The sequence below is a fragment of the Lentzea sp. NPDC055074 genome, assembly GCF_053608005.1.
In genome coordinates, this window is sequence record NZ_JBSGUQ010000041.1 from 1 (window position 1) to 11,221 (window position 11,221).

Sequence of the window (11,221 nt, forward strand, 5' to 3'; positions counted from 1 at the left end):
ACACCCGGTCCCATTCCGAACCCGGTAGTTAAGCCCTTCTGCGCCGATGGTACTGCACTGGTTACGGTGTGGGAGAGTAGGTCGCCGCCGAACTTGTTTCGAAGTAGGCCCTTGCGGGTCGAGTGCCACAAGCGCTCCCCGCAGGGGCCTTCTTCGTGTCGGCACCAAGATCCTCGACACCTGCTCGAAGAAGCTGGTCGCAGAGGTCGAGCCGAGCACGGGCGCCGTCAAGTCGGGTTGAGGACCGCGACCGGCTACCGTCTTGCCATGCACAACGAGCAACGTGCCGCCCGACGTTCGGCCGGCGTGGGCAGGACCGCCGACCTCGCCACCAACCCGTTCCGTGTCGACCGCGACCGGGTCGCGAGCTCCCCGTTCTTCGCGAGGCTCGGCGGAGTCACGCAGGTGGTCAGCTCCACCGGCTCCGGCCTGCTCGTGCACAACCGCCTCACCCACAGCCTGAAGGTCGCCCAGGCGGCCCGTGCCATCGCCGAACGTCTGACCGTCCGCCCCGAGCTCACCGCGGTGCTGGAGAAGCTGGGCGGATGCGACCCCGACGTCGTCGAGGCGGCCGCGCTCGCCCACGACCTCGGCCACCCGCCGTTCGGGCACCTCGGCGAGCAGGTGCTGGACCGGCTGGCCCGCCACCGGTTCGGGTTGCCGGACGGGTTCGAGGGCAACGCCCAGTCGTTCCGCATCATCACCACCACGGACGTCCGCGGGCCCAAGGCGCTCGGACTGGATCTGACGGTGGCGGTGCGGGCCGCGATGCTGAAGTACCCGTGGACGCGTCACCAGTCGCTCGATCTGCCGGTCGCGCCTCGTGGTGCGTCCGAGCCGGATGACATGCCGGGGACCGGTAGTTCGAAGTTCTCCGCGTACGTCACGGAGATGAGCGACCTGCGGCAGGCGCGGGAGCCGTTCGAGGGGCGCATCGAGTCGTGGCAGCAGACCGTCGAGGCCAGTGTCATGGACACCGCGGACGACATCGCGTACGCGATCCACGACCTGGAGGACTTCCATCGGGTCGGGGTGCTGCAGCACGCGACGGTGGCCGCCGAGCTCGGCACGTGGCAGGCGCAGGCGCTCGACCTCGCCGGGCTGAGCGACGCGGAGCTCAACGCCGAGATCCGGATGCCGGGACGGTCACTCGAGACGCTGCGGCGGCGCATGCACCTCAAGGACTCGTGGGTGATGAGCGACGAGGCGTTCGCGCTGGCGGTGCGGAAGGTCAGCAAGGAGCTCGTCGACGGGCTGCTGGCGGTGCCGTTCGACGGGTCTGTCGAGGCCGAGCAGACCGTTGCCGGGTTCAGTGCTCGGTGGACTCGCCGGCTCGTCGACGCGGTCGGGGTGATCGAGGAGCCCACGCCTCGGTCGGGGCACGTCGTGCTGGCCGTGCAGCAGTGGCACGAGGTGCAGGTGTTGAAGTTCGTGCACCGGCGCTTTGTGTTGCTGCGGCCCGATCTGGCGTTGCACCAACGTGGACAGGCCCGTTTGCTCAGTTCGCTGGTGGACGCTTTGGAGCAGTGGGTGACCGATCGGGCAGAGGCGGATCGGTTGCCGCGCAGGCTGCACGACCTCGTCGAGCTGGCCGAAACGGAGTACGCGGCGCTCGCCCGGACGGAGCCGTCCACATTGGTCGGTGCGGCCGGTGACCTGCCGGTTGGGCCTGATGCCGTAAGGGGATTGGCGCGAGGACGTGCGGTCGTCGACTTCGTCGCGTCGCTGACCGACAACCAGGCGGCCGCGCTGCTGGAGGCGCTTTCCGGGCGAACCGGTCAGTTGTGGACTGACGCTTTTGTTCTGTGAAGTGTGATTGTGTCTGCTAAGTGAGAAGTAGCCCAATCGGATGCTGACTGTGATCAGGCAAGCACCATACGTTGGCGCCTCGACCGGGAATCGCCGGTCGCAGGCCGCGTGCTCGGGGGCACGCCAACGTTCGGGGGAGAAACTCCTGTGCGCCGATCTCGAAGAGGCACGACCTTAGTCACCGCAGGTACCGCAGTTCTTCTGGCCGCACTCACCGCCGTCACGCCGGCGTCCGCAGATCCGGGCAAGGCGTCCAAGTCCATCACCGACCGCACGGCAGCGCAGATCGCCGCGCTGCAGAGCGTCAAGAAGTCGCTCACCCCTGCCGAGTCCAAGGTGGACAGCGCACTCGTCGTGGAGGCGCGCAAGCGCGTCTCGGCCGCGACCACGAGCGCTCTTCCGCAGGTGCAGACCGGCGTTGCCGTGACGCCGAAGGCCACCACGCTCGTCGACATCCGTGCCAAGCAGTACTCCGAGGACCTGGTCAACGCTGTCCGCGCGGCGGGTGGGCAGATCCGGTCGGTGTCCTCCGAGCACCGCACCGTGCGCGCCGAGGTCCCGGTCGCGAAGATCTCCGAGATCGCCGGACGCTCCGACGTGGCCCGCGTCGAGCCCGGCAGCGACGCGATGACGCAGGACGTGAAGAACAAGCGGGACACCAAGGCCCGCAAGCAGGCTCCGTCCAAAGAGGACAAGTCGGCGGAGATCGAGCGCCGGCTCGGGGAGAAGCAGCTCTCCGTCCAGGCCGCCAAGGTCGCGGAGAGCGACAAGGCGCACAACGCCGAGGCCGCACGTGGTTCGTACCGCGTGACCGGTGTCGGCACAAAGCTCTGCGCGCTGTCCGACGGTGTGAGCTCGCTGGCCGTGTCGCAGGCCTCCGGTGAGCTGCCCGCCGTCGACATCGTGCCGGGTCAGGCGGGTTCCGGTGACGAGGGCACCGCGATGCTCGAGATCCTGCACGACCTCGCGCCCAACGCCGAGCTCGGCTTCGCGACGGCGTTCAACGGTGACGCGAGCTTCGCGGACAACATCAAGAAGCTGCGCTTCGACCTCGGCTGCGACGTCATCGTCGACGACGTCATCTACTTCAACGAGTCGCCGTTCCAGGACGGCATCATCGCGCGTGCGGTGGACACGGTCGTCGCCGACGGCGCGCTGTTCTTCTCCAGCGCGGGCAACCAGGGCAACGTCGTGGACGGCACGTCCGGCCACTACGAGGGCCAGTTCGTGGACTCGGGTGTGGGCGTCGGCAAGTTCGCCGGCTCCGCGCACGACTTCAACCCGGACCCGAACGCCAAGCAGCTGTTCAACCCGCTGTCGAACTTCTCCGGCGACACGCCCACCGTGCTGCACTGGGCCGACCCGCTGGGCCAGTCGGCCAACGACTACGACCTGTACCTGGTCAACGCCCAGGGCAACGTTGTCACCTTCAGCCAGAACAACCAGGACGGCGCGCAGGACCCGTACGAGCGCATCAACACGCCGTCCAGCTCCGCGGGCACGCGCCTCGCGGTCGTGAAGTACCGCGGTGAGGACAAGTACTTCGCGCTGTCGCTGTTCGGCGGCCGGTTCGCCGACACCAACGACGGCCTGAAGAAGTACGTCACGCCCGGCACCACGCGCGGCCACTCGGCGGCGAAGGGCGCGATCTCGGTCGCGGCCGCTCCTGCCGCCGGCGCACTGCCGTTCGACCTCGAACCGGGCGACCCGGCCAACCCGAGCGGCCCGTACCCCGGCGCCTTCACCAGCTCGCAGAAGCCGGAGCGCTTCACCTCCGACGGCCCGCGCAAGACGTTCTTCGCGCCGGACGGCTCGCCGCTCGCCGAGACCCGGCAGAAGCCGGACATCACCGCGGCCGACGGCGTGACCACGTCGGTGCCGGGCTTCGCGCCGTTCTTCGGCACGTCCGCCTCGGCTCCCAACGCCGCGGCGATCGCCGGCCTGATCCTGTCCGGCAACCCGACGCTGACGCCCGCCGAGGTCAAGGAAGCCCTTGTCACCACGGCGATCGACATCGTCGAGTCCGGTGTGGACAACCGCACCGGCGCCGGCATCGTGATGGCCGACCGCGCCCTCGCCTACACGGGTGCGTCGCCGCAGGCACTGGCCCGCGCGCAGAAGCCGACGATCGTCAACGACGCCGACGGAAGCGCTTTCCTCAAGCCCGGCACCACGTCCACGGTGACGCTGCCGGTGGCGAACAACGGTGACGGTTCGGCCGCGTCGACCTCGGTCGTGCTGTCGACGACGTCGGCCGGCGTGACCATCGCGCCGCGCTCCAAGTACTACGGCAACATCGACCCGGGCCAGACCGTCAGCAACACCTTCAAGGTGACCGTGCCGGCGTCCGCCGGGCTCGGTTCGGCGGTCAAGCTCGACGCGCGCGTGACCTACGCGGGCGCGACGTCGCCGACGACCACCTCGTTCACGCTCCGCGTGGGTGAGCCGTCGCGCGAGTTCAAGACGTTCGCGTACGGCGGCGCACCGGTCGCCATCCCGGACAACGACCAGACCGGTGTCTCGATCTCGCTGCCGGTCACGGGTGTCGGCGCGGCGTCGAACCTGAAGTTCTCCGTGGACGGTTCCGCGTGCTCGACCACCGAGGGCGCGACGACCGTCGGCATCGACCACACCTTCGTCGGCGACCTGGTGGGCACGCTCACCTCGCCGTCCGGCAAGTCCGTGACGCTGTTCTCGCGGGCGGGTGGCACCGGCAACAACATCTGCCAGGCCGTGTTCACCGACGACGCCACGCTGCCGTTCTCGGGCGTGACGAGCGCGCAGGCACCGTTCACCGGGTCCTGGAAGGCGGGGGCGCCGCTGTCCTCGCTGACTGCGGACGCCGCGGACGGCAACTGGGTGTTCAAGGTCGCCGACGTGGTGGGCTCCGACCGCGGCTCGATCCGCTCGGTGACGCTGTCCGTCGCCGGCTGGGTGTGATGAGCTGAGCTGACCGAACGGAAGGCCCCCGGCTCACGAGCCGGGGGCCTTCTTCGTGCACGAGAGCGTGGAGAACGACGAAAGGGGCGCCTCCCTGGCCGGGAAGCGCCCCTCACGCGTCTGTCAGAGCCCTGCTAGCGGTTCGGCCACTCCCACCGGATGCCGAACACGCCGGGACCGAACCCGAGCGCCACGGCGTGCACGCCGCCACCCGAGTCCAGGGTGAGGTTGCGGCGCCGCGAAGGCGTCTCGTCACCCGCGGGCACGCTGTACTGCTGCACGCGCGACGGCAGGTTCGTCTCGTCGAACCGGACCTCGATCACGTACTCGCGCACCGGCAACCGGAACTTGCGCGCGAACGTGTTGTTGCCCTTGGGGGCGTGGCCCTCGGGGAACACCAGCTGGTATTCCATGATGAGGGTCTCGCCGCGGGTCAGCGGACGTTCGAACATCATCTCCGCGACCATGATGTTGGCCTCGTGGTCACGGGCGATGCGGCCGAGGTGGCAGTTGCGCACGTTCAGGATCTCGGGGAGCACGTCGCTCTCCTCGGTCTCGAACACCAGCGCCCAGCGGTCGGGGCCGTCCTGTTCCGCGCGGAGGATCTGCCGGACCCACACTGATTTCTGCCCGCCGTCGGCAGAGATCTCGATGCGGTCGTGCTGGCTGATCCGGCCGAGCTTCAGGTCGGACGACGTGTCGACCTTCGAGAGCAGGTTCGCGACCCGCTCCCTTCGCGCCCAGAGGGCGTCGATCGGCATCATCGTCGTCGGACGGCATCGGCGGCCTCGCGGACGAGGTGGGCCGAGCAGTGCCGACAGTCCCGACTGAGGCACGCCCAGGACCGACTCGAGGTGCCGCAGCGCCTCCAGTGATTCAGGGCGTTCAGGCCTTCGTCGTCCTGATTGCCAGTAGCTGAGCGTCGCGACACTGATGGTCACGCCGCGCAGCGCCAACCGGTGCTGGATGCGGTCGAGGCTGAGCCGGCTCGCCTTGATCGCCGCCCTCAACGCTTCGGGGAACGGTCCCGTCGTCAAGAGCTGCGTAAGGCTGCCGTGGCCCGTTGAGTCCGTCTCGTCAACGGTCAGTGTTGGTCGACCGGCAGCAGTCGTCATGGTGACTCCCCGCTGTCATAAGATCACGCCCCAGTGACCCTACCCGTCCGTGAACATCGCTGGTCGGAGCCGGATGGAGTCAATGGTTAATCCATACGGTTGATGAGTTCACGCTTTCGAGACTCATCTGTCAAGCACTCCGAACCCATCAGTAACATCTCTGTGCCGTTCACCGCCCGTGTCGGAGTGGTTCTAGTGTGTGCATGATGACCAACTCGGGCGTGCTGACTCCCGAATCAGACGTTCCCGGCATCTGGGAGCCCGCCCGGTGCGGCCTGGGGGCCGTACGCCCGTTCTGCTGTACCAAGGGGTGGGACGTGTGAGCCGCGTGCGGCCGGTGCCCGGTGGACGGGCCGTCGAGGTGGAGCCCGAACGCGTCGAGGGCTGGATCGGCAGGTTCTCCGAGCGGCACGGACCGGTCGAGATCCGCGTCGCGGAGGCCGAGGTCGTCGTCACCGCCGAGGACGGCGCGACGGCCACGTTCCCGACGCGCGGCGGTACCTCTATATACGAGGTGGTTGAAAAGTTGACGGAGCCCCGCAGGATCGGGCTCGTCCTGGTGCGGCTCGGCGGTCACAGTGTCGGGGTGGCTTTCGGCGGCAGGGTCGAGGTGTCGGCTACGGACCGCAAGCAGGTCCACGGCCGCATCCGGGCCGGCGGGTGGTCGCAGCAGAGGTTCGCCCGGCGTCGTGAGGGGCAGGCGAGGGTCGCGCTGCAGGCCGCCGCGGACGACGTGGCGAGGGTGCTCGTACCGCGGCTCGCCGAGCTCGACAGCGTCGTGCTGGGAGGCGACTGGCAGGCGCTGGACGTCCTGCGCAACGACCGCAGGCTCTCGGGCGTCTTCTCCAAGGCGGAGGACCGGGTGCTCGACGTGCCCGAACCCCGGCGGACGGTCCTGGACGAGGCCGCCGAACGGGCCCGGTGCGTCGAGATCGTGATCCAGGACACAGGGGCAACCCCGCCGGGACCCGGTCGCATGGATACGGGTGAGGGTGCCTGATCCTGGCGCCACTGACCTGCTGGAGCTGCAAGTGCGCAAACGAATGGTGATCGTGGCCGGAGCGGTGGCGCTGGGTGCCATCGGCATCGCGGTGCCCGCGCTCGCGCTGAGCGGCGACTCCTCGCCCCGGCCCACGACCTCGGCTCCGCAGCCGCCGACCTCCCTGCCGACGACTCCGCCGGCCACCACGCCGCCGGTCTCCACCTCGCCGACGCTGCTGCCGACCACCCCGCAGCACCCGCCCACGTCGGTGCCGGTCGAGACCACGCCGCCCGTGACGAAGCCGCAGCCGCCGTCGACGACCCCGGTGCCGCCGTCGTCGTCGATCCTGCCCACGCCGCTGCCGACGAAGCCGGGTCCGACCACCTGGACCCCGCCCGCGACGACGCCGCCGGTCTCGTCGACCCCGGCCGGGTGAGGAGCACCCGCTGAACTGGGAGGCCGAGTTCACCGACTGCTTCGACCGGTGCGCCGACTCGATGCGCTTCACGGCGTTCCTGCTGTGCGGCAACTGGCACGAGGCGGAGGACGTCATGCAGTCGGCGTTCTTGAAGCTGTACCTGGCCGGTCCGAAGCTCAGCGACCGGTCGGGGCTCGAACCGTACCTGCGCCAGATCGTCGTGCGGACGTTCCTCGCCGAACGCCGCAAAGTGCGATGGCGCAGGGAGAAGCTGACTGACGCACCTCCCGAAGGCCTGTCCTCCGTCCCCGGGACGGAGGACAGGCTGGTGGTGTGGCAGGCGCTCACCGCCGTGCCCGCACGGCAGCGCGCTGTCCTCGTGCTGCGCTTTTGGCACGATCTCAGCGTCGAGGACACCGCGGCGGCGCTGAACTGCTCGACGGGCACCGTGAAGTCGCAGAGCAGCAAGGGCCTGGAGACGTTGCGGCGCAGGCTGGGCCCGGAGTTCGACCACTTGAGGCTGGAGGTGTGATGGTTCGCGAAGACGACCTGCGGGCGACTTTCTCCGCTTTGCACGGGGAAGAGGCGCCGCCGCGCGCCGTCACGGCCACCGACCTCATCCGGCGCGGCCAGGCCGTGCGAGCGCGCCGCCGCACCATCGCGGTGGTCGGCACCGGGCTCGCGACCGCGGGGGTCGTGGCGGTGGCACTTGCGGTGCTGCCCGCCGCGACACCCCCGGAACCGGCGACGCCGCCCGTCCCGTCCTCCACCACCACGTCGCCGGTGCCGACGACGACCTCGCCGCCGACCTCGGTCGAACCGACGCCGGCGACCGTGCCGCCACCGACGCCCCCGCGGTCCAGCCTCCCCGTGAAGCCACCACCGCCCGGCTCCGGTTCTCCTCCCAGCACGCTGTCGACTCCGCTGACGTCGACGGGCGCGCCCACGTCCGCGTGGACCAGTCCCGTGTCGACCTCGCCCTCGACCACCCGCTGACCCGGCACAATCCGGGGCATGAGCGCTCAGATCCGCCTGGTCGAGGTCACCGACGCCAACCGTGACGCCGTGACCGCCGTGCGCGTGCACCCCGCGCAGGAGCAGTTCGTCGCGTCCGTCGAGAAGTCCTTCCAGGACGCGCGGGAGAACCCCGATGCCAACCCGTGGTTCCGCGCGGTCCACGACGGCGACGAGCCGGTCGGGTTCGTGATGCTGAGCTGGGACGTGACGCCGCGGCCGGGCATCGTCGGGCCGTACTTCCTGTGGCGCCTGCTCGTCGGCGCCGGGTACCAGGGCCGCGGCTACGGCACGGCGATCCTGGACGAGGTCGTGGCGTTGCTGCGTGCTGAAGGGGCCACCGAGCTGTTCACCAGCTACGTGCCGGGGGAGGGGTCGCCCGAGCCGTTCTACCGCGGGTTCGGGTTCGTGCCGACCGGCGAGACCGACGAGGACGGCGAGGTCATCCTGCGGCTGGAGCTCGGCTCGCGACCGTGAACCGCCGGTCCTCGCCCGGGTTCTCGAGCTCGTCGAGCACCGCGACGGCCAGGTCCTCCGCCGAGATCGACGACGGGCCGGTGAGCAGCACGTCCGTGCCCCGGCGGTAGGTGCCGGTGCGCTCGCCGGGTTCGAGCAGCGCGGGCGGGCTCAGGTAGACCCAGTCGGCCCGGTGGGCCTCGCACTCCTCCAGCTGACGCATGCTCGCCGCGGCGAGAGGACGGATGTGCGCCGGGACGTACCGGGTGTCGTCCAGCACGAGGCCCTTGCCGTCCGGTGTTCGCAACGGTGCGGCTCCACCGACGACGATGACGCGCGTTCTGGCCGCCAGCACCGCATCCAGCACCGTGGTGGTGGTCGTGCCCGTGGTGGCGACGACGACACCGTCCACTCCGGACAGAACGCTGTCCATGAACAGCCTGTCGGTGGCGTCACCGCCGGTCCTGCGGGACACGCCCGTCACGGGGTGCCCGCGCCGTTCCGCCTCGATGACGACGCGCGATCCGACCATGCCGGACGCGCCGACGACCGCGATCCTCACTGGAGAGCTCCTTTGGCGAGAACGGGTGCGGGCCGCTGGGCGGCGACGATCGCGGCGAGGGCGAGGGCGAAACCGGTGAGCTGCACCGGGTCCAGGGTCTGGCCGAGGACGACGACGCCGAGCAGCGCGGCGACCATCGGGGACAGCAGGCCGAGCATCGAGACGGACGTGACCGGCAGCGTGGTGATCGCGCGGAACCACAGGACGTACGCGAGCAGGCCGCCGACGCCGCCGAGCCACAGGTAGCCGAGCAGCGCGGGGAGGCCGATCGCCGGCGGCGGCCCCTCGAACAGGAACGTCACCGGCAGGAGGAACAACCCGCCCGCGGTCAGCTGCCAGCCCGCGAACGCCGTCGGGCCCACCCCGTCGGGCCTGCCCCACTTCTTCGTCAGCGTCACGCCGAGCGCCATGGTCGCCGCGCCGCCCAGCCCGGCCAGCACGCCGACGAGGTCGAACCCGGCCGCGGGGCCGAGCACCACGAGCCCGACGCCCACCACGCCGACGACGCCCCAGGCGAGCCGCCACGCGGACGGGCTCTCCCTCAGCACGCCGACCGCCAGCAACGCCACCACGAGCGGCTGGGCGGCGCCCAGGGTGGCCGCGACGCCACCGGGCAGGCGTTCGGCCGCGATGAACAGGAACGGGAAGAACAGGCCGATGTTGAGCACGCCCAGCGCGGCGGCCCTGCCCCACCACGTGCCCTTCGGCAGCGTCCTGGTGACCGCCAGCGCGATCAGGCCGGCGGGAAGCGCGCGGAGCAGGCCCGCGAAGAGCGGGTGGCCGACCGGCAGCAGCTCGGTCGTGACCACGTAGGTGGAACCCCAGACCACCGGCGCGAACGCCGCGAGCGCGGTGCGGGAGAGATCGCTGTTTCTCACGTCGTCCAGTGTTGGCACGCTCGATCAATGAGTCCAACACATGCTTTTCATCTGATCCATCGTGATTCAAGATGGGTGGAGTGGAGCTCCAGCAGATGCGGTACGTGGTCGCGGTCGCCGAGACCGGCAGTTTCACGAAAGCCGCCCGCCAATGCCTCGTCGTCCAGTCGGCACTGAGCCATCAGATCGCGCGGCTCGAACGGTCCCTCGGCGCGCGCCTGTTCGACCGCACCAGCCGCAGCGTCCGGCTGACCCCGGCGGGGGCGGCGTTCCTGCCGTCCGCGCGCCAGTGCCTCGACTTCGCCGAACGGGCGGTGGCCGAGGTCGCCGCGGCGGTGGGGGAGGTGCGTGGACGGGTGGTGGTCGGCGTGATCCCGACCGTCGCCGCCGTGGACCTCCCGGCGGCCCTGAAGGTGTTCCGGGACCGGTATCCGCAGGTCCGGGTCGCGCTGCGGATGTCGACGAGCTACGAGATGGTGCGCCAGGTCCGGGAGGGCGGGCTCGACCTCGCGTTCCTCGGGCTGCCGCTCGGGGTGCGGCCGGAAGGGGTGCGCGGACGCGAGCTGGCACGGGACGAGCACGTCGCCGTGGTGGCGCCCTCGCATCCACTGGCGAGCCTGGAGTCGACGAACCTGAAGGCCCTGGCCGACGAGCTGTTCGCGGACTTCCCGGCGCAGTCGCCCGGACGCGTGCAGTCGGATCAGGCGTTCTCGGTCGCGGGACTGCACCGCGAGGTGGCGTTCGAGGTGACGACCGCGGAGCTGATGGCCGGCCTGATCCGGGAGGGGCTGGCGGTGGCCGTGCTGCCGTCGCGGTACACACCGCAGCTCAGCGGGGTGGTGACGGTGCCGATCGTCGACGGGCCCTCCCGGGTGGAGCACCTGGTCTGGAACGCGGCCGGGCTGACACCGGCGGCGGCCGCGTTCCTCGACGTGCTGGGTGTGGTGCCGGACTAGGCGCTGTCCTGCAAGTCTCGTTGGGCGACAGTGGCGGCCGAGGGACCCGGAGGCGGCACCGCCGCAACGCCCGGATACGCCCGGTATGAGG

Annotated in this window: 11 protein-coding genes and 1 rRNA gene; 9 read left to right on the plus strand and 3 right to left on the minus strand. The window is 70.4% G+C overall.

Features of this window, described 5'->3' with window-relative positions:
* From rrf to ACWF7A_RS43835, 3 genes are all read left to right on the plus strand, one after another.
* Positions 1 to 93, plus strand: a 5S ribosomal RNA gene (gene rrf / locus ACWF7A_RS43825); the annotation flags it as partial.
* A 174-nt stretch (positions 94 to 267) separates the two neighbouring features.
* A complete protein-coding gene (locus tag ACWF7A_RS43830; protein WP_452256382.1) occupies positions 268 to 1,809 on the plus strand; it encodes a deoxyguanosinetriphosphate triphosphohydrolase family protein in 1,542 nt (513 codons plus the stop codon).
* 147 nt (positions 1,810 to 1,956) lie between these two features.
* The gene (locus ACWF7A_RS43835; RefSeq protein ID WP_452256383.1) at positions 1,957 to 4,749 is read left to right on the plus strand and encodes a S8 family serine peptidase; all 2,793 of its coding nucleotides are present in this window, start codon (positions 1,957 to 1,959) and stop codon (positions 4,747 to 4,749) included.
* Positions 4,750 to 4,883: 134 nt separating this feature from the next.
* Here ACWF7A_RS43835 and ACWF7A_RS43840 read toward each other — a convergent pair whose 3' ends face one another.
* Positions 4,884 to 5,786, minus strand: coding sequence for a hypothetical protein (locus ACWF7A_RS43840; RefSeq protein ID WP_229694335.1), 903 nt, complete (start codon positions 5,784 to 5,786; stop codon positions 4,884 to 4,886).
* Positions 5,787 to 6,183: 397 nt separating this feature from the next.
* Between ACWF7A_RS43840 and ACWF7A_RS43845 the strand changes: the two genes are divergently transcribed.
* The 5 genes from ACWF7A_RS43845 to ACWF7A_RS43865 are packed head-to-tail and all read left to right on the plus strand — an operon-like array spanning position 6,184 to position 8,755.
* Entirely contained in the window at positions 6,184 to 6,864 is a 681-nt protein-coding gene (locus ACWF7A_RS43845) for an acVLRF1 family peptidyl-tRNA hydrolase (protein ID WP_452256384.1), read from the plus strand.
* A gap of 31 nt (positions 6,865 to 6,895) precedes the next feature.
* Positions 6,896 to 7,282: a hypothetical protein gene (locus ACWF7A_RS43850; RefSeq protein WP_452256385.1), complete on the plus strand. Its 387-nt coding sequence runs from the start codon at positions 6,896 to 6,898 to the stop codon at positions 7,280 to 7,282.
* 10 nt (positions 7,283 to 7,292) lie between these two features.
* Positions 7,293 to 7,796, plus strand: coding sequence for a SigE family RNA polymerase sigma factor (locus ACWF7A_RS43855; protein ID WP_452256390.1), 504 nt, complete (start codon positions 7,293 to 7,295; stop codon positions 7,794 to 7,796).
* The gene (locus ACWF7A_RS43860) at positions 7,796 to 8,260 is read left to right on the plus strand and encodes a hypothetical protein (RefSeq protein ID WP_452256386.1); all 465 of its coding nucleotides are present in this window, start codon (positions 7,796 to 7,798) and stop codon (positions 8,258 to 8,260) included. The genes ACWF7A_RS43855 and ACWF7A_RS43860 overlap by 1 nt, the downstream gene beginning before the upstream one ends.
* An 18-nt stretch (positions 8,261 to 8,278) precedes the next feature.
* Positions 8,279 to 8,755, plus strand: a complete 477-nt coding sequence (locus tag ACWF7A_RS43865) for a GNAT family N-acetyltransferase (protein WP_452256387.1) — start codon at positions 8,279 to 8,281, stop codon at positions 8,753 to 8,755.
* Here the strand turns inward: ACWF7A_RS43865 and ACWF7A_RS43870 are convergent.
* Together ACWF7A_RS43870 and ACWF7A_RS43875 are read right to left on the minus strand one after the other, a co-directional pair.
* On the minus strand, positions 8,721 to 9,296 hold the full coding sequence (locus ACWF7A_RS43870) for an NAD(P)-dependent oxidoreductase (protein ID WP_452256388.1): 576 nt from the start codon (positions 9,294 to 9,296) through the stop codon (positions 8,721 to 8,723). The two genes, ACWF7A_RS43865 and ACWF7A_RS43870, sit on opposite strands and share 35 nt — an antisense overlap.
* The gene (locus ACWF7A_RS43875) at positions 9,293 to 10,174 is read right to left on the minus strand and encodes an EamA family transporter (protein ID WP_452256389.1); all 882 of its coding nucleotides are present in this window, start codon (positions 10,172 to 10,174) and stop codon (positions 9,293 to 9,295) included. The genes ACWF7A_RS43870 and ACWF7A_RS43875 overlap by 4 nt, the downstream gene beginning before the upstream one ends.
* A gap of 80 nt (positions 10,175 to 10,254) precedes the next feature.
* Here ACWF7A_RS43875 and ACWF7A_RS43880 point away from each other — a divergent pair, with 80 nt between their 5' ends.
* Complete coding sequence (locus ACWF7A_RS43880; protein ID WP_452256391.1) at positions 10,255 to 11,130, plus strand: LysR substrate-binding domain-containing protein; 876 nt, start codon at positions 10,255 to 10,257, stop codon at positions 11,128 to 11,130.
* Positions 11,131 to 11,221 lie beyond the last annotated feature (91 nt).